At 57.6% G+C, this 21,022-nt stretch carries 22 protein-coding genes; 11 read left to right on the top strand and 11 right to left on the bottom strand.

Features of this window, described 5'->3' with window-relative positions:
- Positions 1–75: 75 nt before the first annotated feature.
- The 4 genes from ACXADZ_RS07110 to ACXADZ_RS07095 are packed head-to-tail and all read left to right on the top strand — an operon-like array spanning position 76 to position 3,265.
- Positions 76–525, top strand: a complete 450-nt coding sequence (locus ACXADZ_RS07110) for an N-acetyltransferase family protein (RefSeq protein ID WP_475194280.1) — start codon at positions 76–78, stop codon at positions 523–525.
- Positions 522–1,898, top strand: coding sequence for a DUF2927 domain-containing protein (locus ACXADZ_RS07105; RefSeq protein WP_475194277.1), 1,377 nt, complete (start codon positions 522–524; stop codon positions 1,896–1,898). The genes ACXADZ_RS07110 and ACXADZ_RS07105 overlap by 4 nt, the downstream gene beginning before the upstream one ends.
- Before the next feature lie 7 nt (positions 1,899–1,905).
- Positions 1,906–2,076: a hypothetical protein gene (locus tag ACXADZ_RS07100; RefSeq protein ID WP_171090573.1), complete on the top strand. Its 171-nt coding sequence runs from the start codon at positions 1,906–1,908 to the stop codon at positions 2,074–2,076.
- Between the two features lie 4 nt (positions 2,077–2,080).
- Positions 2,081–3,265: a vWA domain-containing protein gene (locus ACXADZ_RS07095; RefSeq protein WP_475194273.1), complete on the top strand. Its 1,185-nt coding sequence runs from the start codon at positions 2,081–2,083 to the stop codon at positions 3,263–3,265.
- A 27-nt stretch (positions 3,266–3,292) separates the two neighbouring features.
- Here the strand turns inward: ACXADZ_RS07095 and ACXADZ_RS07090 are convergent, their stop codons facing one another.
- Positions 3,293–4,096: a class I SAM-dependent methyltransferase gene (locus tag ACXADZ_RS07090; protein ID WP_475194269.1), complete on the bottom strand. Its 804-nt coding sequence runs from the start codon at positions 4,094–4,096 to the stop codon at positions 3,293–3,295.
- Positions 4,097–4,308: 212 nt separating this feature from the next.
- Here ACXADZ_RS07090 and ACXADZ_RS07085 point away from each other — a divergent pair, with 212 nt between their 5' ends.
- Entirely contained in the window at positions 4,309–4,995 is a 687-nt protein-coding gene (locus ACXADZ_RS07085) for a M48 family metallopeptidase (protein WP_475194263.1), read from the top strand.
- A 70-nt stretch (positions 4,996–5,065) separates the two neighbouring features.
- On the opposite strand, the gene ACXADZ_RS07080 is transcribed toward ACXADZ_RS07085, so the two are convergent.
- Genes ACXADZ_RS07080 through ACXADZ_RS07060 form a run of 5 tightly spaced genes read right to left on the bottom strand, consistent with a single transcriptional unit; the run spans position 5,066 to position 10,336 of the window.
- Positions 5,066–5,608 (bottom strand): RSP_2648 family PIN domain-containing protein, encoded by a 543-nt coding sequence (locus ACXADZ_RS07080; RefSeq protein WP_171090580.1) that lies wholly within the window; start codon positions 5,606–5,608, stop codon positions 5,066–5,068.
- Complete coding sequence (locus ACXADZ_RS07075) at positions 5,605–6,807, bottom strand: RSP_2647 family RNA methyltransferase (RefSeq protein ID WP_475194254.1); 1,203 nt, start codon at positions 6,805–6,807, stop codon at positions 5,605–5,607. The genes ACXADZ_RS07080 and ACXADZ_RS07075 overlap by 4 nt, the downstream gene beginning before the upstream one ends.
- Positions 6,808–6,845: 38 nt before the next feature.
- Entirely contained in the window at positions 6,846–7,118 is a 273-nt protein-coding gene (locus tag ACXADZ_RS07070; protein WP_475194249.1) for a hypothetical protein, read from the bottom strand.
- Positions 7,102–9,897, bottom strand: coding sequence for a [protein-PII] uridylyltransferase family protein (locus ACXADZ_RS07065; protein ID WP_475194242.1), 2,796 nt, complete (start codon positions 9,895–9,897; stop codon positions 7,102–7,104). Before ACXADZ_RS07065 ends, ACXADZ_RS07070 begins: the two co-directional genes overlap by 17 nt.
- A gap of 49 nt (positions 9,898–9,946) precedes the next feature.
- The gene (locus ACXADZ_RS07060; protein ID WP_475194238.1) at positions 9,947–10,336 is read right to left on the bottom strand and encodes a DUF4440 domain-containing protein; all 390 of its coding nucleotides are present in this window, start codon (positions 10,334–10,336) and stop codon (positions 9,947–9,949) included.
- A 141-nt stretch (positions 10,337–10,477) separates the two neighbouring features.
- On the opposite strand from ACXADZ_RS07060, the gene ACXADZ_RS07055 reads away from it, so the two are divergent.
- The 4 genes from ACXADZ_RS07055 to ACXADZ_RS07040 all read left to right on the top strand — a co-directional run bounded on the left by ACXADZ_RS07055 (position 10,478) and on the right by ACXADZ_RS07040 (position 12,694).
- Complete coding sequence (locus ACXADZ_RS07055) at positions 10,478–10,900, top strand: DUF2852 domain-containing protein (RefSeq protein ID WP_475194235.1); 423 nt, start codon at positions 10,478–10,480, stop codon at positions 10,898–10,900.
- A 65-nt stretch (positions 10,901–10,965) separates the two neighbouring features.
- On the top strand, positions 10,966–11,397 hold the full coding sequence (locus tag ACXADZ_RS07050; protein WP_475194228.1) for an RDD family protein: 432 nt from the start codon (positions 10,966–10,968) through the stop codon (positions 11,395–11,397).
- A gap of 75 nt (positions 11,398–11,472) precedes the next feature.
- Positions 11,473–12,297 (top strand): arginyltransferase, encoded by an 825-nt coding sequence (locus tag ACXADZ_RS07045; protein WP_171185747.1) that lies wholly within the window; start codon positions 11,473–11,475, stop codon positions 12,295–12,297.
- A gap of 7 nt (positions 12,298–12,304) precedes the next feature.
- Positions 12,305–12,694, top strand: coding sequence for a VOC family protein (locus ACXADZ_RS07040; protein ID WP_475194217.1), 390 nt, complete (start codon positions 12,305–12,307; stop codon positions 12,692–12,694).
- 130 nt (positions 12,695–12,824) lie between these two features.
- Here ACXADZ_RS07040 and ACXADZ_RS07035 read toward each other — a convergent pair whose 3' ends face one another.
- The 3 genes from ACXADZ_RS07035 to ACXADZ_RS07025 all read right to left on the bottom strand — a co-directional run bounded on the left by ACXADZ_RS07035 (position 12,825) and on the right by ACXADZ_RS07025 (position 17,326).
- On the bottom strand, positions 12,825–15,179 hold the full coding sequence (locus ACXADZ_RS07035) for a TRAP transporter large permease (RefSeq protein WP_171185751.1): 2,355 nt from the start codon (positions 15,177–15,179) through the stop codon (positions 12,825–12,827).
- Between the two features lie 17 nt (positions 15,180–15,196).
- Positions 15,197–16,123 carry a TRAP transporter small permease subunit gene (locus tag ACXADZ_RS07030; RefSeq protein ID WP_171090601.1) on the bottom strand — a complete coding sequence of 309 codons (927 nt, stop codon included), beginning with the start codon at positions 16,121–16,123 and terminating at the stop codon, positions 15,197–15,199.
- 120 nt (positions 16,124–16,243) lie between these two features.
- Positions 16,244–17,326: a TRAP transporter substrate-binding protein gene (locus ACXADZ_RS07025; RefSeq protein WP_171090603.1), complete on the bottom strand. Its 1,083-nt coding sequence runs from the start codon at positions 17,324–17,326 to the stop codon at positions 16,244–16,246.
- Between the two features lie 245 nt (positions 17,327–17,571).
- Between ACXADZ_RS07025 and ACXADZ_RS07020 the strand changes: the two genes are divergently transcribed.
- Together ACXADZ_RS07020 and ACXADZ_RS07015 are read left to right on the top strand one after the other, a co-directional pair.
- A complete protein-coding gene (locus ACXADZ_RS07020; RefSeq protein ID WP_475194201.1) occupies positions 17,572–19,005 on the top strand; it encodes a cache domain-containing protein in 1,434 nt (477 codons plus the stop codon).
- Positions 19,002–19,649 carry a response regulator transcription factor gene (locus ACXADZ_RS07015; RefSeq protein WP_475194196.1) on the top strand — a complete coding sequence of 216 codons (648 nt, stop codon included), beginning with the start codon at positions 19,002–19,004 and terminating at the stop codon, positions 19,647–19,649. The genes ACXADZ_RS07020 and ACXADZ_RS07015 overlap by 4 nt, the downstream gene beginning before the upstream one ends.
- 66 nt (positions 19,650–19,715) lie before the next feature.
- Here ACXADZ_RS07015 and ACXADZ_RS07010 read toward each other — a convergent pair whose 3' ends face one another.
- The gene (locus ACXADZ_RS07010; protein ID WP_171090609.1) at positions 19,716–20,099 is read right to left on the bottom strand and encodes a bleomycin resistance protein; all 384 of its coding nucleotides are present in this window, start codon (positions 20,097–20,099) and stop codon (positions 19,716–19,718) included.
- Positions 20,100–20,145: 46 nt separating this feature from the next.
- Positions 20,146–20,991, bottom strand: coding sequence for a HalD/BesD family halogenase (locus ACXADZ_RS07005; protein ID WP_475194193.1), 846 nt, complete (start codon positions 20,989–20,991; stop codon positions 20,146–20,148).
- Positions 20,992–21,022: the final 31 nt, after the last annotated feature.

Raw genomic sequence — 21,022 nt, 5'->3', positions numbered from 1 at the left:
GGCTTGCGTTGCTGCACCCCGGCTGTCAGCATCGCAAAAGTGACAGGCTCAACCTCACAGAATTGGATAGATCGCTTGGCGAACACATTGAAAATCCGCCCACTTCAAGCCGAAGACAAGGATCAGTGGGCTGACATGTGGCGGGACTATCTGACGTTTTATGAAACTACGCTGCCTACAGAGGTGTACGAGACAACGTTCTCAAGACTGTTGGGTGATGACCCGCAGGATTTTTCATGTTTTGTCGCCGAGCAGGATGGCAATCTGGTCGGGTTGACGCATTACCTGTTTCACAGCCACGCATGGAAAGTGGAAAAGGTCTGCTATCTGCAAGACCTGTTCGCCCGCCCCGAAGCCCGTGGAACAGGCGTGGGCCGTGCGTTGATCCAGGCGGTGTATGACGAGGCTGACCGACAAGGTGCCCCGTCTGTCTATTGGCTGACACAGGAGTTCAACAAAACCGCGCGCCAGCTTTATGACCGCATTGGAACGGTCACGCCATTTATCAAGTATTCCCGCACATGAGGCGTTGGTCCGCTCTTGTTCTGGCGTTGTTTGCGGCGGGCTGTACAACTGTAGAAACCATTCAGACGGTTCCGGTGTCAGACGAGGTTCGCTCGGTTGAGGCGACATTGCCTCCGACCAAGACCTTTGGTGCTCCGCGGCCCTGGCCACCTGCCCGATCCAACAAGAACATCGCCGAAGACTTTGTATCATTGCATTTCGCGTTGGAAAGCGGGGCCGCGCTGCCCGTGTTCACCCGGTTTGAAACGCCCGTCACAGTAAGGCTGACAGGTTCACCCACCGCCAGCATGCAGCAGGATCTGACACGGCTGCTGAACCGCCTGAAACGCGAAGCCGGGATCAATATCCGGCAGATCCGCGAGGGTCAGGCCAATATCACAATCGAGGCAGTCAGCCAGGAAGACATCCTGCGCATTCTGCCCAATGCAGCCTGTTTCGTGGTTCCAAACGCCTCAAGCTTGGACGAATACCGCCGTGACCGCCGCAAGGCGAAAAGCAGTTGGACCGAACTGCGCCAACGCGAACGGCTTGGCATTTTTATCCCTTATGATGTCAGCCCACAAGAAATTCGGGACTGCCTGCATGAAGAGCTGGCCCAGGCCCTTGGGCCGTTGAATGACCTCTATCACCTGCCGGATTCTGTGTTCAACGACGACAACATCCACACCGTTCTGACCGGGTTTGACATGTTGATCCTGCGTGCCGCTTATGCGCCCGAACTGCGCACGGGCATGAGCCGCGAAGAAGTTGCCGCCGTGATCCCCGGAGTGCTGAGCCGCCTGAATCCGCGCGGCAATCGGCTGGCTGCGCAACCTGCAACCGAAACTCCACGTGAATGGATCGACGCCATCCAGAAATCGCTGGGGCGTGGGCCCGGTTCGCCCCGGCAAATGCGGGCAGCCAGAAAAGCAGCAAGCATCGGTCAGCGACTGGGATGGACGGACCACCGCCGCGCTTACCCCCACTACCTGATGGGTCGGATGGAGCAGTTCCGAAATCCGAACGAAGCGCTGCGCCAGTTCCAGATTGCTCAGCAGTTTCTGAAGGCAACGCCTGGAACCGAAGTTCACCAGGCCTATGTGACCACTCAGACCGCTGCATTTGCTTTGGCTCAAAACCAGGGGCCCCGCGTCTTGCCTGAACTGAACAACGCCATTGACGTGATGACCCGCGCCGAAAACGCCTCGATTTTAGCTACGTTGCTTCTGTTGAAGTCCGAAGCTTTGAAACAGTCCGGACAGCTTCAACAGGCCCGTTCGGTCAGGCTGGACAGCATTGGTTGGGCGCGATACGGGTTCGGCTCGGAACTGGTGGCCCAATCTTTGATTGAAAGTGCAGGCCAGCGGAGTTCCAGCAGCACGACAGACGGGTGAAACGCATATGGTGGTAGTTTTGGGAATGGCGATCCTGGGGGCAATCCTGGGCGCTTTGACCGCGAAGAAACGCAATGGCAACGGGGCCGACATGGCGCAATATGCGGCAGGCTACGGGATCGCGTTTGCGCTGGTCGGGTTAATAATATCGCTCGTTCTGGTCCGCTTGGTGGTATAGCGCGATGTTTCTGCCCTTCTTCGAAAACCTCCGCAAAGCTGGAATTCCGGTCTCGCTCCGAGAATACCTGATTTTTCTGGAGGGCATGAAAAAGGGTCTCGCCACTTATGATGTCGAAGCGTTTTATTACCTCGCGCGTGTGTCGATGGTGAAAGACGAACGCAACATCGACAAGTTTGACCGCGCTTTTGCTGCCAGCTTCGAAGGGCTGAATGAGATCAGTTTCGATCAGGTTCTGGAAGCCGTGGATATCCCTGGCGACTGGCTGGCCAAGATGGCCGAAAAGCACCTGTCGGATGAGGAAAAAGCCGAGATCGAAGCGCTTGGCGGGTTTGATAAGCTGATGGAAACCCTGCGTGAGCGTCTGAAGGAACAACAGGGCCGCCATCAGGGGGGAAACAAGTGGATTGGTACGGCCGGAACTTCTCCGTTTGGGGCCTACGGGTATAACCCCGAAGGCGTCCGCATCGGTCAGAAGGAAAGCCGCCATCAGCGTGCTGTCAAAGTCTGGGACAAGCGGGAATTCAAAAACTTAGACGACACAGTTGAACTGGGCACACGCAACATCAAGGTCGCCTTGAAACGGTTGCGCCGCTGGGCCCGTGAAGGCGCGGCTGAAGAGCTGGATCTGGAAGGCACGATCCGCGCCACAGCTGAACATGGCTATCTGGACGTCAAGACCCGCCCCGAGCGTCACAACGCGGTCAAGGTGCTGCTGTTTCTGGACGTGGGCGGATCAATGGACCCGCACATTAAGGTGGTCGAAGAACTGTTTTCCGCCGCCCGAACCGAGTTTAAGCATCTGGAATATTACTACTTCCACAATTGCCTTTATGAAGGTGTTTGGCGCGACAATCGCCGTCGCTGGGATCAACAGACCCCCACGCACGAAGTGCTGCGCACCTATGGCGGTGACTACAAATGCATCTTCGTCGGCGACGCCTCGATGAGCCCGTATGAAATCGCCTATCCCGGCGGTGCCAACGAACACTGGAATCAAGAAGCCGGACAAGTCTGGCTGCAACGGGCGCGTGAACAGTGGGCATCCAACCTTTGGATCAATCCCGTGCCCGAGAAATATTGGGAATACACCCATTCCATTGGGATGATCCGAGAGATTTTCGAGGATCGCATGGTGCCCATGACACTGGCCGGCCTGGAACAGGGCATGAGGGAGCTTACGCGGTAGAGCGTGAAACCAAGATCGGTCAGATGTCTATTTCTTGTAGGCGATTTGACTGACGTAGGACATGTAGCCAAAGAACGTATCTTGCGCGACGCGGTCGCGGGCCTCTTGCTTCAGGGCCTCCCCGGTGCCGGGCTGCAGAATGCCTTCTTCCACCAAGCGATCCGCGCCCCGATCTATGACGGTCAGAAAGTACTCGGCCTGCCCTTCAGCAACATAACCGTGGCCTTTACGTGCACCCAATGCAAAGCCGTTTTCGGTCAGCAGACCTGATATCTGACGCATGATCCAAAGGTTGGTGACGTTCTGGTTGATCATGAAACGCACAAGCTGATCCAGCGGATCGAAATCGGCGATCTGAGCGGTTGCGGTGCTGTAGTCTCCATCACAAATCGCCAATATGCCGCCGGGTTTCAAAATCCGATGAGCCTCGTGAATGGCTTTCTCCGGTTCGGGGACATGGCACAGCAACGTGTGCATCAACACAATATCGAACTTGCTATCCGGTAGGCCGGTTTGCCTTGCGTCACCAACTACAAAGCTCATGTTTGGCTCGCCCGCAAAATGCGCGTTGGCACGGGCCACCATTACAGGTGAGGGTTCCACACCCAGTGCTGTTTCGGCTCCGGCCATGTCGATCAGGTCCCGTGTGACATATCCCGTCCCGGACCCCAATTCGACAGCCGCGGCGTTGGGGGGCAACTTAATATCCGCAAGATAGGCCTGCCTGATCGCAATCTGCGCGGCATCCTGGCTTCGGATATCTATCGCGTCGGCGATACGTTTCTGAAGGTCTTCATCCTGAGATGCGAGATCGGCATAGGGGTCAGACACAGCACTTCCTCCGGCAAAATCGGATGGATTATACTGCAAATTCGCAAATTTCTCATCTGGCTCGAGTTACTTGTTGCTATGACATCTCCTGCGGGGTTCTTCTCGGCGCTGTTATTTGCGCACTCAACGGCTGTTGCCGCAGTCGTAACGGTTCTGCATGGTACCCATGCGTCCCTCTTGCCAGCCCTTCGCTGCTGCCCCATATCTGGGCTATGATCAAGCTCACCCCGATCCTTCTGGCCGTTTTGTACGGCCTTGCGATGTACCGGATATCCGTCTGGCGCACCCACCGAGAGCTGGACGCAAAGTCGACCGAACTGGCCGACCCCGCGTTGAAGCGTATGACGGACCGGCTGGCCGCTGCTTTGGGGATCGATCGGGTACCGGTTTATATTTATGAGATCGACCCGGTGAATGGGTTGGCCGCCCCAGACGGGCGGATTTTCATTACGCGGGGGTTCTATCGCAAGTTTCGCAATGGCGAAGTTTCAGCCGAGGAAATGGCCAGTGTCATCGCGCATGAGTTGGGGCATGTGGCGCTGGGGCACGCCCGGCGGCGGATGATTGATTTTTCCGGTCAGAACGCGATGCGGACGGCGTTGATACTGGTCCTGAACCGGTTCATCCCGTTCATCGGTGCGATGATTGCCAATGCTTTAACCGCCCTTTTGGCCTCGCGCCTGTCACGAGGGGATGAGTATGAGGCCGACGAATACGCCGCAGCTTTGTTGACCAAGGCCGGGATCGGAATTGGCCCGCAGAAATCACTGTTCCACAAGTTGGAGGACCTGACGCAGCAACGCGCCGGTGTCGTTCCGGCGTGGTTGATGAGCCACCCCAAGACGGACGAGCGGATTGCAGCGTTGGAAGCTCTTGAACAACGTTGGGAACGTGGCTGAGGGTGCGCGGCGAGAGGCCAGCCTCTCGCGCTCTCCGAGGTATTTTTAGCCAGATGAAGCAGGATCGCGTTTACGTGGTGAGGGCTTTGCCCAATCGGGGAAGGCGGGCTTTTTTCATCAATGCGCGCAAGGTCCATTGATCACCTGAAAGACGGTTAGCCTCGGCAAGGACCTGAGCCGCGAGTGCGTTCATCCCAATTGCGTCTGCCTGCCAAAAACCGTGAAGCAGACTGTCTGGGTCACGCCGTTCAAGCCCCTCTTCGGACAGGATATTTCTGGGGAAATCCTTCGCATTCACCGTCACGATTACATCGGCAGACGCAGCAATTGCGGTGGCCAATACATGAATGTCAGCAGCATCAGGCAGCCAAAGGCGGTTTTGCAGTCCCTCGTTAACCGCACGCTCGGCATCGGGCCAATTGGCTTGTGTCAGTGCGATTTCGGCACGGGCTTGTGCCTCACCCGTTGGGCCAAGTTTGCGGGCGGCGCGGGCCCATTCCTCGAGGATGCGTGCAGACCAGATCGGGGTGAAATGACCCATACGCGCCGCGCCCAAAAGCATCTCGCGCATCACCGTGGGGTAGATCACGCAGGTGTCGAGCACGGCTTTCATAGGCGATAGAACACCGCTTTGAGGTAACCGCTTTCCGCCAGTTGCGGCAATTGCGGGTGATCCGGGCCCGCAAACCCGGTGTGGATCAGTTGTGCCTGCCGTCCGGCCCGACCGATCCCGCGGGATGAGGCATCGCGGAATCGCCCCAGATCAGCGGCGTGTGAACATGAGCACAGTCCCAGATAACCACCGGATTTGACCAGAGGTGCGGCCAGTCGGGCGATCCGCTCATAGGCGCGCAGCCCTGCATCCAGCGCTTGTTTCGACGGCGCAAAAGCGGGCGGGTCGCAGATCACGACGTCAAACTGCGCGCCCTCTTCCCCCAATTGGGTCAACACGTCGAACGCGTCGCCCTGCCGGGTTTGGAACTTGTCAGCAAGGCCCGAAGCCTCGGCGCCCTTTGCCGCCAACTCCAGTGCGGCGGCAGAGCCATCAACAGACAGCGCCTGCCCTGCACCGCCTGCCAGCATGGCGAGACCAAAGCCGCCCACATGGCTGAAAACATCCAGAACCTGCGCTCCGGGATGAACAAGCCGCGCAGCGAAGGCATGATTGGGACGCTGGTCATAGAACAGGCCGGTTTTCTGCCCGCCGGTCAGATCGGCCATGTAGGTCGCGCCATTCATCGGCACCGGCAGCGGTGCATCGGGTGCGGTGCCGCGCAGGGTTTGGTTGACGTCGTCCAGCCCCTCAAGCCCACGTGTACGGCCCGAGGCGTTCTTTAGAACCGTGGACACGCCTGTCACCTTGACCAGAGCGTCTGTCAGCAGGTCCAGATGTGCCTCGACCCAGGCCGCGTTCGGCTGGATAACGCAGGCGTCACCGAAGCGGTCGATGATCACGCCGGGAAAGCCATCCGCCTCGGCATGGATCAGGCGGTAATACGGCGCGTCAAACAGGCTTTCGCGCATCTCGAGGGCGCGCCGCAGGCGGGTTTCGAACCACGCGGCGTCAAGCTGCGCGTCAATATCACGGTCCAGCACCCGGCACATGATCTTGGATTCAGGATTGACCGCCACCAGCGCGATGGGCGCGCGTTTTTCATCCTCAAGCACGGCCAGTGCACCGGCAGGGATTTTACGGGTACGGCGGTCGGTGACGATGTCATTGGCATAGACCCAGGGGAAGCCATGACGCAGGCCGCGCGCATTGGCTTTGGGTTTCAGGCGGATACGGGGGCGGTCGGCAGATTGGGTCATGGCGCCCTCATAGTCAGGAACGCGCCGGTCGAAAACCCCTAGCGGTTACGGGATCGCCATCCGCCTCGGCGTTTGGGGTTCTGAGCCGCCTGAAGACCCTCGCTCAGGACCTGAGTCATGGGATGATCGGGGTTTTGGTCCACATAACCCGCGTGTAATTCCGCCAGCGCTGTATTCTGATCGCGATCGGCAGGCAGGCTGAGCGCCCAGTCCAGAAAGATACTGCGGCATTCGGGCAAGGAGATGCCCTCAATGCGATAAGCTTCAAGGATCAAACCCTTGTGGTCGTTGGGATCAGTGCTGCGCGCCATCTTCGCCCCCTTTGATCACGCTCCCGATCAGATCGGCTGCGATCGTGTAACTGTCCTGCAATGCCGCCTGTAGCGCCTCGACCTGTTCGAACCCGGTCGCGCGGCACAGAAACGCGGTGCCGCCCTCGCCGATCTTGTCCGCTTCGATGACCTTGCCCGACAGCAGTCGGGCGGCACATTGCACGGACCAGCATAAATCATAGCACTCTTTCAGCGATTGCGCCTGCGCGACATTCAGCAATCCGGCTGCGACGGCCCCATCCAGACCCGACGATACATCACGCTGCGCCGAGCCGGCCAGCAAAGCGCCGGTCTCGGCCATCAGTTCGATGTCCATCAGACGCCCCGGTCCGTTCTTGGCATCCCAGATGCCCGCAGGTGCCTTGGCGGCAGCAAGGCGCGCGCGCATTTCTGCCACTTCGCGCAGGACTTTAGCCTGTTCTCGTGGGTGAGACAGGAATTCAGCCCGGAAGGATTCAATGTCCTCAGCCAGCCCCGCGTCACCCGCGACGACATGCGCGCGAGTCAGGGCCAAATGTTCCCACACCCAAGCTTCGTTTTGCTGATAGTTGGTAAAGCTGGCCCAGCTTGTTGCCACCGGCCCCTGATTACCCGAGGGGCGCAATCGCATATCGACCTCATACAAACGCCCTTGGGACATTGGGGCCGAGAGTGCTGTAATCAGCGCCTGCGTAAACCTGGCGTAATATGTCCGCGTGGCCAATGGGCGCGGGCCATCCGACATCTCTTGGTCCAAGGGATCATAGATCACGATCATGTCCAGATCGGATTGCGAGTTGATCCGCCCTGCCCCAAGTGAGCCCATGCCCAGAATAGCCGCCCCGCGCCCCGGCGCAGGACCATGTTTGCGGGCGAAGTTTTCAGTGACGTGTGGGAGTATGGCTGCAATCACCGACTGAGCAAGCTCAGCATATTGCTGACCGGCCTGTGCCCCGTCAATCAGGCCGCGCAGATGGTGCACACCAATACGGAAATGCCATTCTTTGCACCAGCGCCGCGCCAGATCGAGCTGAGTTTCATAGTCCGTTTCCTCTGAAAGGGCTTGTGCCAGTTCGGCCTGCAGCGCCTCTTGCCCCGGCCAATCGGTAAAGAAACTGCCCCCGATCACTGCGTCAAACACAGACGCATTGCGTGACAGGTGCGAAGCAAGCGCATGGGATGTGCCAACAATATCGACCAAGAGGTCAATCAGATGCGGGTTCGCTTCGAACAAGGAAAACAGCTGCACGCCGGCGGGAAGACCGGCCAGAAACCCGTCCAAGGCCATAAGCGCCTCGTCTGGCTTGGCCGTCTTGGCGAGGCGCGACAGCAATTCTGGCCGCAGACGTTCGAAAATCCGAGCACCTCGCTGGCTTCGCAACGCCGGATATGTCGTCCAACGCGCCAGTATCTTTTTGTCGAACTCGACATCCTGCGCAGGCGCGGGCGGTTGTGATTGGCCCGGAGCAAAGAACCCCTCGGTCAGTTCATGTACTTCGGTCAGGCGGTTCGTCAGGTCTTGCATCAAATCGGCGCTGCTGATCCCCATCAGGCACGCAACACGTTCGATCCCATCCGGCGTTTTGGGAACCTTGTGGGTCTGCGCATCGTGGATCATCTGAATGCGATGCTCGACCTCGCGATGCGCCCGGTAATGATCGGTCAGTTTCTCGGCTACGTCCTCTGGCACCCAGCCTTTTGACGCCAGCGCTGCCAGCCCCGGAACAGTCCCCCGCACCCGCAGGTCAGCAACCCGCCCACCTGCGATCAGTTGGCGGGTTTGAGTGAAAAACTCGATCTCTCGGATACCGCCCTGCCCCAGCTTCATGTCGTGGCCGGGGATTGACATGGACCCACCCGTACCTTTGTTTTCGCGGATACGCAGACGCATATCATGGGCGTCCTGAATGGCCGCAAAGTCCAGATGACGGCGCCAGACGAATGGGCGCAGGCTGTCCAAAAACCTTTGACCCGCAACCAGATCCCCGGCACAGGGTCGTGCCTTGATATAGGCTGCCCGTTCCCAGGTACGACCAAGGCTTTCATAATACCGTTCAGCCGCCTCCATCGCCATGCAGACCGGTGTCACGGCGGGATCAGGACGCAGCCTCAGATCGGTACGAAACACATACCCGTCCGCCGTCTTGTCGCTGAGCGTTGCGCAAAAGTTTCGCGTCGCCCGGACCATGCCCTGCCGGGCTTCATAAAAATCATCTGGGTCAAAACGCGTCTCATCAAACAGGACTATCAGGTCAATGTCCGAGCTATAGTTCAGCTCATGCGCGCCCATCTTGCCCATCGCAAGAATGACCAGCCCAGCTGCGTTTTCGACATCATCTTCAGTCATTCCGGGCAGTTTCTTGCGCCGGATCAAAGCAGCGATCTCGGCCTTGGCCGCAACATCCGCAGCCAGGGCTCCGAAATCCGTTAGGGCCGCTGTGACCTTTTCCAGCGGCCATGCGCCCGCGATATCGGCCAAGGCGGTCAGCAGCGCCAAACGTCGCTTGGCCTGACGCAAGCCGGGTTTCAACTGATCGGGCGGCAGTTCGCGCGCTGCAGCCATAACGTTCGCCAGCGCCTGATCCGGCTGTTCCAATGCCTCGGGCAGCCAGCCTTTCTCACGCTCGATCAGACCTTTCAGATAAGGGCTGGACCCGGCAGTGCCCGCCACGAGCTCACCCATTTCCTGCGGCAAATCTGGCATCAGGGCCCGCGCTTCATCCCCCAGAGACGGATCAAAAGCACGTGGAAGTCGGGTAATGGCAAGTGCGTCAGTCATGCGCGCACCCTGCGCATCGCGGCGCGTCATCGTCAATGGGGCATTCTGATCAGACGTCCTGAACGGGTGTGTCCTGACTGAAACTGTTGACCCAGACGTCGTTCCTTCGTTCCCACAATGAGGAAATCAGCATCGCTTCGCGCTCTGTCGCACCGGGACGCAAGTAATCAGCCCTATAAGACAACAGGACTATATCCGACGTCAGAACCCGCAACCGCGCATCGCTCAGATCAAACTCCACCATCGTCGGAGAATCCGCGAATTGGCCAACATGATCATCGCGATTGGCAAACCCGGTTGGGTAAACCCCCAGAAAATCTGCACTCAGCAAAGCACGGTCTGCGCTTGCATTACCTTCGACCAACGCAATCCAGACCTGCTTTTCCAGGTCAAGAATTTCATTCAACGCCGGAGCTGTCTTGTTTTCAGTCATACTCATGACCGCACCCTGCGATCAGAGGTGTTCAACGTCAACCGAGTTGCAGAATGTAAATCTTTTTCACATCACCCCTTGCATCACCAAAATGCATCCCCATCTAGACAATGTGAAAAGAATTTACATCAACCCTGGAGAGCTTTCATGACTGCACTGTCAGACCCCGCCGTCCCCGCAAATCCGGGATGGCTTTACCGAATTGAAGCCTGGCTGGACGACAAAGGCAAAGGGGCCTGGATCGCCGCCATGGTCCTTGGGTTCATCTTCTTCTGGCCCGTTGGCCTAGCCCTTCTGGCTTATATGATCTGGAGCAAACGCATGTTCAGCAAGTCCTGCAGCCGCCGTAAATCCTGGCACAGCCACATGAGCGCAATGAAGCCGTCGGGTAACAGCGCCTTTGACGCCTACAAGGCCGACACCCTTGCCCGTCTGGAGCGCGAGCAGCAGGATTTCGAAGCCTTCCTGCGCCGTCTGCGCGAGGCCAAGGACAAGGCCGAGTTCGACCAGTTCATGGACGAACGCGCCTGCGAGAACCACGAAGACGACGGCAAAGGCGCACCTGCCTGATAGCCCTTGCCCTGCCCCGATACTTCGGGTCAGGGTGCCTCAACCCTATCTTTCGGACCTGACGAATGAACCACCTGCCCAACCCGGATACTCAACCAGAATTCTACAGCTCGGTTGCGACCAAGCGCTTTGTCGCGTGGCTGTTCGATATCGCCTTCATCTCGCTGCTGTGCATCGTGCCCGTCTTCCTGACATTCGGTGCGGGGCTGTTTTTCCTGCCGCTGATTTATGCGGTGATCAGCTTTGCGTATCGGGTCATCACTATGTCGAACGGCTCAGCCACGCTGGGTATGCGCTTCATGGGCATCGAACTGCGCGACGCGTTTGGCGAACGTATGGATATGGGCAAAGCCATCGCCCATACTGCCGGTTATTTCGTCAGCATGGCGTTTTTCGTGGTCCAGATCATTTCGGTCATCATGATGCTGACAAGCGCCCGCGGTCAGGGCCTGACCGACAGTTTCCTAGGGACTGTTATGATCAATCAAAGAGCGTGAGGCCCAACTGCGTGAATCACTTGGCGGTCTCGGGAACGGTTGTTATCATCTGTCCCGAGGCTAGATGGGAACTTCATGCGACACACGCTGCCAATTGCGCCACAATTCTATGTGACCGCTCCACAACCCTGCCCCTATCTTGACGGCAGGATGGAGCGTAAATTGTTTACGGCCCTTCAAGGCGAAGGCGCTGAGCAGTTGAATAACTCGCTTTCGCAGCAGGGGTTTCGCCGATCGCAAAACGTGCTTTACCGACCGTCCTGCACGGACTGCGCAGCTTGTTTGTCCGCCCGGATCGACGTTTCGGCCTTTCGCGCCACCAAAAGCCAGAAACGCGCTGCAAAGCGCAACGGGTATCTGGAACGCCGCGCAACGTCACCCTGGGCTACAGACGAACAATACGAACTGTTCCGCCGTTATCTGGATACCCGGCACGCCGACGGCGGCATGGCCGACATGGATGTATTCGAATTTGCTGCCATGATCGAAGAGACTCCGATCCGCAGCCGTGTGGTGGAATATGCCGACCCGAAAACCGGCGATCTGATCGCAGTCAGTCTGACCGATGTGCTCGATGACGGGCTAAGCATGGTTTATTCCTTCTACGATCCAAACCAGCCCCAGAATTCGCTGGGCACATACATGATCCTCGATCACATAGACATCGCGCGCGAAGCCGGCCTGCCCTACATCTATTTGGGCTACTGGGTCCCGGGCAGCCCCAAGATGGGCTACAAGGCCAAGTTCTCAGGGCTCGAGGCTTATATTCAGGGCCAATGGCAAAAGATCAAAGATCCAGATGCCTTTTCCGATGCATCGCATCACCCGTTGTCCTCAGCCCCAATAGCGGAACAAGTGGCCAATATTCAGTTGCCCGACCGCCATCCGACCAAAGGCTGACATCATCATGAAGCAAAATTTGCACGCGGTTACCCTTGTGGTGCCCGACTACGATGCCGCGATCTCATTTTATACCGAAACGCTCAAGTTCCAGCTTCTGCAGGACATCGACCTGGGCGACGGCAAACGCTGGGTATTGATCGCCCCACCCGGCTCAAAAGGCAGTTCTCTTCTGCTGGCCGAAGCTGACGGCCCCGACCAGGAAGCCGCTATTGGCAATCAGACCGGTGGCCGCGTGGGTTTCTTCCTTCAAACCGATGATTTTTCTCGCGATCATACCGACATGCTGGCACGGGGCGTGACGTTCGAGGAATCCCCACGCTCCGAGCCTTATGGCCAGGTCGCAGTCTGGCGTGACCCCTTCGGCAATCGTTGGGACCTGATAGAATTCAACTGATCCGCATCTTCATCTGGCTACAAATACCTCGGGGATGAATTGGCCGCAGGCCAAGAAGGGGCTGGCCCCTTTTCCAAAGCAAAAATGAAAAGGGGGCCACCAGGCCCCCTTTGCATCTTGCTCACCGGGATCAATTCGGGATCAGATCCGGCACAATGGTGACGATCGAGGGGAAGAACCACAAGATCGCAATGCCAACCACCTGGATCAATACAAACGGTATGATCCCTCGGTATATGTGGCCGGTTGTGACCTCTTTTGGGGCAACCCCCCTTAGATAGAACAAGGCGAACCCGAAAGGCGGCGTCAGGAACGAGGTCTGCAGGTTCACAGCCACCATGATCGTCACCCATTTCGGATCGAAAGATCCACCATAAATCACCGGCCCCACAATGGGGATCACGATGTAGATGATTTCAAGGAAGTCCAGCACAAAGCCCAGAATGAACAGCACCAGCATCACGATCAGGAAGACCGTGAACTCGTTGTCAAAGCTCTTCAGGAACTGCTGAATATAATGCTCACCTCCAAACGAAATCACCACAAGGTTCAGCAACTGTGATCCGATCAGAATGGTAAAGACCATCGAGGTCACTTTGGCTGTCTCGCGAACAACAGGCGTCAGAACACCGCTCGAAAACAACACCCAGCAGCCAAACAACAGGCCAAACAGAGCATACAGATACGTTGCATAAGCCAGAACAAACGCGATCACGGTTTCGACCGAAGCACCTTCCTGATTGACCCTAAGGTCAAAGTTCACGCCCAACAGCAAACAGATGATCACGGCAAAGGTCGACCAGATGATGACGCCGCCGGAACGGCCTTGATCATGCAGTTTGCGATAAGCGGCCAGCATGATTGCCCCGCCCGCACCCAATGCGGCGGCAGGTGTCGGGTTGGTGATACCGCCCAGGATCGAACCCAGCACCGCGATAATCAGAACCAAGGGTGGAAACACCACGCGGATCAGGTCGTTGGTCGCACAGCGTGCTGCCGCTTCCCGGCAACCATAGATCGCAATGGCAAATGGAATGGCCAACAGAACAAATGTCAGCCCCGCAGATGTAGTCGGTGCAACAAACAGAACATCGACCAACAACATCAACAAAAGACCAATCGCACCAACGATCAATGGCTGTGGCGAGCGCGAGGGCGCGATACCCCGACCCAGAACCAGGGTCAGCGCCAGCAGCACCACAAAAACCGCAACTCCGTTTCCAATCGGCGCTGCATTCGCGATTTTTGCCTCGCGGGCTTCAACCAGCTCTTCCTCGCTCAAACGCTCGGCATTGGCGATACCACCGGCAGCGTCGATCTCTTCCTGCTCGGCAACCGCCTGATCCCAGGCGGACTGGCCATGCAGATCGATCATCGATGCCTTGCATTCTTCCGATACGTTGGTGCGCAACGATGCGCCCTGCCCGACATCCGAGAATGCTGAGACCGAGATGTTCTGGCTGCCGATGACGCCAGCACTGCCCAAAAGCACGGCACCGACAATGATCGCAACCGGCGCGCCCAGCAGCCAGGTCAGACCCTCTGAGCGGGTGATCGTCTCACCCGAGCCACCTGACATTTCAACGGCTGGCGCTTTGTCCGGGTTCAGCAACGCGTACCCAAAGGCATAGAGCGCATACAGCAAGGCCAGCATGATCCCCGGCAGAAGTGCCGCCTGAAACAGGGTTCCGACCGAAACCACCGCGGGCTCACCCAGATAGGTCAGCGCATCGGTACATCCGGCCTCGACCGCACGCGTTTCTTGCGCGGTCGAATAAAGATCACCGGCCAGCGTTCCCAACAAAACGATGACAATCGACGGTGGAATGATCTGTCCCAACGTGCCCGAGGCCGCAATCACACCAGTCGCCAGCTCTGGCGAGTAATTGTTCCGCAACATGGTCGGCAAGGCCAGCAGGCCCATGGTCACCACGGTTGCGCCGACGATACCGGTCGAGGCCGCCAGAAACGCGCCGACAACCACAATCGACACTGCCAGACCGCCGGGCAACGGGCCGAAGACACGCGCCATTGTCGTCAACAGATCGTTGGCGATCTTCGAGCGTTCAAGCGTGATGCCCATCAGAACGAACATCAGCACGGCCAGAAGTGTCTCGATGGACTGACCGGCCAGAACACGTTCGTTCATGCGGTTCACGATGAACGAAACATTGCGGTCCAAAGCGGTTTCCCAACCTTGAACAAAGACCGGCTCGGCGATCCTCGGTAAGTCTGGGTATCGGAACACAGATATCGTGTCGGGTTTCACACCCGAGTTCACGACATCCCGGTAAGCTTGCGAGCCTGTGTCGATTGCCTGATGGATCAGCAATCCTGCGCTGTCCAAGGCTGCGATGATCCCGAATGAGATAACCCCGGCCCCGCCGATGGCAAAGGCCACCGGGAAACCGGACAGGATGCCTCCGAAAAGGCAAAAGAATACGATAATGAGGCCTATCTCGACGCCATCAAGTCCGAATAGCATTGTCTTGGTCTCCGTCCTTAATGTGCGCCTTCATAGGCTTCTTCGCCCTCGCCAAGGCTGTCCTTGTCGAGGTATTTTCCGGCGCTTTCCGGCCCTTCCACGTATTCCAGATACGACCGCCACAGGAAGGCTATCGCGTGCAGGAACACCATGCCTGCAAACAGCACCAGCAGGATCTTGAACAGGAAATACGCGTTGAACCCGTTGGGACTGAACCCGATTGTTTCAACGTTCCAGCGCAGTGCGCGTGACTTGGCCACGAGACGATCCAAGGTGTCACTGGCCGAGGGCTTCGGCACGATCAGGTGCCGCCACATAAAGTACCAGCCGTACATCCATGTCAGCACTGCCATGGGCATCATGAACAGCATCGCGCCGCACATATCGACAACGCGCTTGGCGCGGTGGCTGATGCCTGCATAGATCAGGTCAACCCGAACATGTCCGCCCTGAACGAAAGTGTATGTGCAGCACAGGCACACGACCATTGCGTTGTAGAGTTTAAGTTCTTCCGCGAACCAACTGATATCCTTCTGAAACGGTATACCCAGGCCAAAGGCCATATCGGCCCGTGTGAACACGCGTTGCATGAATACGATGACGATCTGCTGAATAACCATCAGAAGACCTGCCCAGGCAAAGAAACGCCCGGTGACGTTTGCGAACCCTTCCAGCCCCCGCACCATGCCCCACATGAAGTTCCGATAGTAGAGGCCAATGGCCGTCAGAACCAGAAACAGCGTGAAGACCACAAAGAAGAACTCGACCGAGCCCCCATAGTAGACAAAGCGCATGATCGCTTCTTTGTCCGACCAGTTCAGCCACAGCTGCGGATGCGTCACCGCATATCCGAAATTATAGAAGGCTTCGGCAATGTTCTGAATGAACCAGATCAGTCCATTCCACAGGGCGCCGAAAAACGAAATACCGTTGTCGTCCTGCATGTTGTCCCCGGGTCGCGTCAGTTGCATTGCTTATTATAGCGGCATGATGGATCCGCGCATATGCAACAGGAAAGGCTTCCCCGCGATTGCGGGGAAACCGTTTACTTTATTGGCTGATGTTTAGCCGCGAACGCGGTCGCGCTGAGCGGTATAGACACCCGACGACAGGTTGTTCCACGCGGACGATGCTGCCATCGACGTCATGGCGCTGTCGTGGATCTTCTTGAACAGCTCGTCGCCCATGTTTTCGTCCAGAACTTCTTGCGAAGCCTGACCGAAGGCGTCCCAAACGCTTTCCGGGAATTCCATGACCTTCACGCCACCGGACTGCAGACGCTGCAGGGCTGCACCGTTGTTGGCCAAGAACTGCGCCAGGTTCCACTGGTGCGCTTCGGCGGCGGCGATCTCGATGATCTTCTGCTGCGCCGGTGTCAGACTGTCGAACACGTCGCGGTTGGTCGCCAGCGACAGACCTGCTCCCGGCTCGTGGAAGCCAGCGGTGTAGTAAGTCTTGGTGATTTCCTGGAAACCGGCTTTTTCGTCCGCCCAAGGGCCAATCCACTCGGTGCCGTCAATCGCACCAGAGGACAGCGCCTGATACACTTCCGAGCCCGGAATGTTCTGTACGGATGCGCCCAGCTTACCCAGCGCCTGGCCACCCAGACCCGGCATACGGAACTTAAGACCCTGGAAATCCTCAGGACCATTGATCTCTTTCGAGTACCAACCGCCTGCCTGCGCGCCGGTGTTACCGGCCAGGAAGGATTTCAGGCCAAAGATCGAACCCAGTTCATCATGCAGCTCCATGCCGCCATCATGATAGTACCAGTTCACCAGCTCCTGCGCGGTCATGCCGAACGGCACAGCGGTGAAGAACGCATAGCCCGGGTGCTGACCTACAAAGTAGTAGTCAGCGGCGTGATACATGTCGGCCTGACCGGAAGATACCGCGTCAAACACTTCGAAAGCGCCAACCAGTTCACCGGCTGCTTTGATCTCAACATTCAGGCTGCCATCAGACATCGCGTTGATGCTGTCGGCACAGCGCTGCGCGCTATCAAACACGCCCGCCAGACCGCGACCCCATGAGGTCACCATGGTCAGCGTGCGCTGGCCCTGAGCGTAGGCCGGTGCCGCCAGAGCGGTTGCTGCAGCTGCTGATCCGCCCAGCGCGGATTTTTTCAGAAATGAACGACGATCCATATGAGTGTTCCTCCCCTTCATAGTCATAATCCGGCACAGCCGGACCTGTCGCATTCAATGCGCGTCAGCCTAATGACAGTGATGTGAATGGGAATACCTATTACTGCGTAGACGGGCGGTTTCTTTTGCTGTTTTTCACAGATTCTTTGACCATCCTCCAAGTAAACAATGCAAAAAACTCGCCATTTTGCTGATCCTGCCCATTCCTTTTGCATTTTCGCCGCCGCTTGCGTATCGATTCGACTATGCAAAAACTCCGTCAACTGGTCTCGCTGACCTACGCGCAGAAATTGTCTCTGGTGGCCGCGATCCCATTGGTGGTCGCTGTCGCTGCAATCGCCGTGCTGGTGGCTTACGAGGCCCGCGCGACAGCCGAGCGCGAGATCGAGGCACTGGAGCGCAGCTTGATCGAGGCCAAGAAGGAAGAGTTGCGTAACTATGTCACGCAGGCACGCAACGGATTTGCTTACATCTATGGTCGGGCTGAACCCAATGATGAAGTGGCCAAAAACCTGGTCACGCAAATCCTTTCTGCGATGATCTATGGTCAGGACGGGTTCTTCTTTGTTTATGACTATGACGGAAACAACTTGGTCAGCCCCAGACAGACGCAGTTCATCAATCAGAACTGGGAAGGGCTGACCGACAGCGAAGGCACGCCCATCGTGGACGAGTTCATTCGCCTCGCCCGCCAAGGCGCGGGTTGGCACAGCTTCATGTGGCAAAAGCCGTCGACCGGGGAAGAGGCGCAGATGATCGCTTATGTGGTCGGACTTCAGGACTGGCGTTGGGTCGTGGGCACGGGTGTTTTCATCGATGACATTGTCGCCACAGTGGCCAACGCGCGGGCCGAGGTCGAAGCCCGTGTACAACGCACCTTCATGTATATCGGTGCAATCGTGCTAGCGGCTGTCCTCATCGTTTTTGCCTCGGGCATGTTGCTGAACATTCGCGAACGCCGGTTGGCTGACGCCAAGCTGAAAGAACTGACCCAACGTGTCTTCGACGCGCAGGAAGAAGAACGTGGCCGGGTCGCGCGTGAGCTGCACGACGGCATCAGCCAGATCCTTGTCGGTGTTCGCTATGCGCTGGACAATGCCCGCCGCCGTCTGTCACGCGGCGACGACATCGGCGCGCGCGATCCGCTGGAAAAAGGGATTGACCACCTTGGCACCGCCATTACCGAGGTACGGCGCATCAGCCGCGACCTTCGCCCGGGTGTGCTGGACGATCTGGGCCTGGGGCCGGCACTGAAAGCGCTGACTGACGATTTCCGCGACCGCACCGGGATCGAGACCGAATTCTCGACCGTCGTGTTCCGCAACCGGCTGGATCAGGACAGCAAGATTGCCCTCTACCGCATAGCCCAAGAGGCTCTGACCAATATCGAACGCCATTCCGGTGCTACGCATGTTACGATAGACCTGCGCGGACATAAGAAGGGCGCGACCATGCGGATCACTGATAACGGCCGCGGATTGCGCACCGAGCCCGGGACGGCAACCACAGGCATCGGCCTGCGCAACATGCAGGAGCGTATCGAACAGCTTGACGGATCGTTACGGATTCTGTCATCACGCGGACCGCGAGGCGGAACGGTGATCGAAGCCAGCTTGCCGCTCAGCCACCTTCTGCCGCCGCAGGAAGACGCAACTCCGAACCGAAAGGCCGGTACATGAGTTCTGACAGCACACGAGTTCTTATTGTGGACGACCACCCAATGGTGGCCGAAGGTATCCAGTCTATCCTGGAAAGCTTTGACGACATAAACGTGGTCGGCACACTCGGTAGTGGTCAGGCGGCTGTGGATCAGGCCGTCGACCTGGCCCCTGATGTCATCCTGATGGACCTCAACATGCCCGGTCTCGGTGGTCTCAGCGCGACGGAAATCATCCTCGAACGCCTTCCCGAAACGCGCATCCTGATCTTGTCGATGCATGATAGTCCCGAATACATCTCAACAGCTCTCAGCCATGGTGCCAAAGGCTATATTCTCAAGGATGTACCCACCGAAGAGATCAAGCAGGCCATCGACGCCGTTATGCAGGACGAACAATACCTGTGCACAGGCGCCAGCGGGTCCCTTAAACCAAAGCAGGACAGCGCGCGCGAGGCACTGACCGGGCGCGAACAGACGATCCTGCTGGAACTTGCACAGGGCAAATCCAACAAGGAAGTCGCCCAAAAACTCGAGATTTCGGTGCGCACGGTCGAGACCCACCGCAAGAACATCAAGCGCAAACTGGGTATTTCTTCCACCGCTGGTCTGACACGCTATGCGCTGGAACATGGTGTGCTGCAAGGTACTGGCGTCGGCTTCTGATCTAGGCGCACGCGCGGCGCGTCTTACTTGAAGTTACATGTTTGAACGTCGACGCCGGGCGGGTACTCAGGTCCGGGGTCTTATGTCCTGCCCAAAAAACACCAGTGTTCCGTCCTCGTCCAAAACGTGAAATTCGCGCTGAAGATAAGGTTGGTCAAACGGCGGTCGCACGCGCCCTTCGGGCAAATCAGCCAGCCCGGATTTCAGGCTTTCGTACAGGCCGTCTACATCGTCGACATCAATGTAAAACGACTGATCGTCGCCCAGTGACTTGCCGTCTTCCCGCGCGGGACATTCCAACAAGCGAATAGCCACCGACCCGAGCGACAGGAAGGCGTAGTTTTCCTGCCTGAACCCGCAGGAAAACCCAAGTCGGTCACAGTAGAAATCGATCTGGTTCTGCAAGGACGAACACAGCACGAATGGGGTAAGTTGCAAAATCTCAGGCATTTGAAGCTCCGACCATGAACCGCTTCAGTTTACCCACGACGGGTTTTCAATCCAGCAATTGATCTTTGCGAAGACCCGCGCGTTCATAATGGTGCGGCAACACACGGCCATAAAGCTGCTGCGTCCGTTCAACCCCGCCGCACATGCCTTCAGCTTCGACAAACGAGAAAATTCCGACGTAGCGGCGTCGCGTTCCCGTGACAGGTGCCACCCGGTGCAGTGAATACCTCCCCTTGAAAATCTGCAGATCCCCAGGCTGAAGCTCCAGTTGGTGAACACGCGTCATGTTGCCGTCCAGAACCGAGGCGACCTGAGCAAAGTTCTCGTCTTCAGATGTGCGAAGATTGGGAACGTATTCGAACGCCCCTCCTGCCTCGCCATTCTGGATTGCCAGGGTCACTGTGTAGTTGTTCGTATCGAAGTGCCAGGGAAAGCCCTGCCCCTCTTCCACCACGTTGATGATCACATCCGCAAGCGGATCATCATAGCGGAAGAACCGATCCTCGGGTTCATTCAGGGCATCCCGAATGAACGGCAGAAAGTCCGCGAACTCATAAATCCGCCGCAAGGGACCGGACTGAAGGAAGTTGTCCGCTGGGACAAAAGCGTTTGAACGTTCATAGAACCGACGTATCGGATGCCCGATACCAAATCGTGGATCGTCCTTGGTGAAATATGCATTTGTGCGGCTGAAAGAGCGGTGCGCGTTGGGGGCAACGGCATCGGCTTCCTCGGCCAAAAGCGCGATGCCTTTTTCATGCACAAACCCGGGCAGGACCGCGCACCCATCATGGTCGAGCTCCTGCCTCAGGTCTCTGATCAACCGATCATAGGCTGGAGAGTCTGGGCAATCGATCGGGTATCGTCCAAGGTCTACCAGGTCTTGCAGCATTTTCCGCCTCCCTTGCATGCGCCCTACGGAT

The organism is Ruegeria sp. ABM4_193, from assembly GCF_056158705.1.
This window is presented reverse-complemented; position numbering and strand designations above follow the sequence as displayed.

Excerpts from the sequence above, each read along its gene's own strand:
- ACXADZ_RS07105 (WP_475194277.1), top strand. The coding sequence starts at position 522 with ATGAGGCGTTGGTCCGCTCTTGTTCTGGCGTTGTTTGCGGCGGGCTGT.
- ACXADZ_RS07100 (WP_171090573.1), top strand. The coding sequence starts at position 1,906 with ATGGTGGTAGTTTTGGGAATGGCGATCCTGGGGGCAATCCTGGGCGCT.
- ACXADZ_RS07095 (WP_475194273.1), top strand. The coding sequence starts at position 2,081 with ATGTTTCTGCCCTTCTTCGAAAACCTCCGCAAAGCTGGAATTCCGGTC.
- ACXADZ_RS07085 (WP_475194263.1), top strand. The coding sequence starts at position 4,309 with ATGATCAAGCTCACCCCGATCCTTCTGGCCGTTTTGTACGGCCTTGCG.
- ACXADZ_RS07080 (WP_171090580.1), bottom strand. The coding sequence starts at position 5,608 with ATGAAAGCCGTGCTCGACACCTGCGTGATCTACCCCACGGTGATGCGC.
- ACXADZ_RS07075 (WP_475194254.1), bottom strand. The coding sequence starts at position 6,807 with ATGACCCAATCTGCCGACCGCCCCCGTATCCGCCTGAAACCCAAAGCC.
- ACXADZ_RS07070 (WP_475194249.1), bottom strand. The coding sequence starts at position 7,118 with ATGGCGCGCAGCACTGATCCCAACGACCACAAGGGTTTGATCCTTGAA.
- ACXADZ_RS07065 (WP_475194242.1), bottom strand. The coding sequence starts at position 9,897 with ATGACTGACGCACTTGCCATTACCCGACTTCCACGTGCTTTTGATCCG.
- ACXADZ_RS07060 (WP_475194238.1), bottom strand. The coding sequence starts at position 10,336 with ATGAGTATGACTGAAAACAAGACAGCTCCGGCGTTGAATGAAATTCTT.
- ACXADZ_RS07055 (WP_475194235.1), top strand. The coding sequence starts at position 10,478 with ATGACTGCACTGTCAGACCCCGCCGTCCCCGCAAATCCGGGATGGCTT.
- ACXADZ_RS07050 (WP_475194228.1), top strand. The coding sequence starts at position 10,966 with ATGAACCACCTGCCCAACCCGGATACTCAACCAGAATTCTACAGCTCG.
- ACXADZ_RS07045 (WP_171185747.1), top strand. The coding sequence starts at position 11,473 with ATGCGACACACGCTGCCAATTGCGCCACAATTCTATGTGACCGCTCCA.
- ACXADZ_RS07040 (WP_475194217.1), top strand. The coding sequence starts at position 12,305 with ATGAAGCAAAATTTGCACGCGGTTACCCTTGTGGTGCCCGACTACGAT.
- ACXADZ_RS07035 (WP_171185751.1), bottom strand. The coding sequence starts at position 15,179 with ATGCTATTCGGACTTGATGGCGTCGAGATAGGCCTCATTATCGTATTC.
- ACXADZ_RS07030 (WP_171090601.1), bottom strand. The coding sequence starts at position 16,123 with ATGCAGGACGACAACGGTATTTCGTTTTTCGGCGCCCTGTGGAATGGA.
- ACXADZ_RS07025 (WP_171090603.1), bottom strand. The coding sequence starts at position 17,326 with ATGGATCGTCGTTCATTTCTGAAAAAATCCGCGCTGGGCGGATCAGCA.
- ACXADZ_RS07020 (WP_475194201.1), top strand. The coding sequence starts at position 17,572 with ATGCAAAAACTCCGTCAACTGGTCTCGCTGACCTACGCGCAGAAATTG.
- ACXADZ_RS07015 (WP_475194196.1), top strand. The coding sequence starts at position 19,002 with ATGAGTTCTGACAGCACACGAGTTCTTATTGTGGACGACCACCCAATG.
- ACXADZ_RS07010 (WP_171090609.1), bottom strand. The coding sequence starts at position 20,099 with ATGCCTGAGATTTTGCAACTTACCCCATTCGTGCTGTGTTCGTCCTTG.
- ACXADZ_RS07005 (WP_475194193.1), bottom strand. The coding sequence starts at position 20,991 with ATGCTGCAAGACCTGGTAGACCTTGGACGATACCCGATCGATTGCCCA.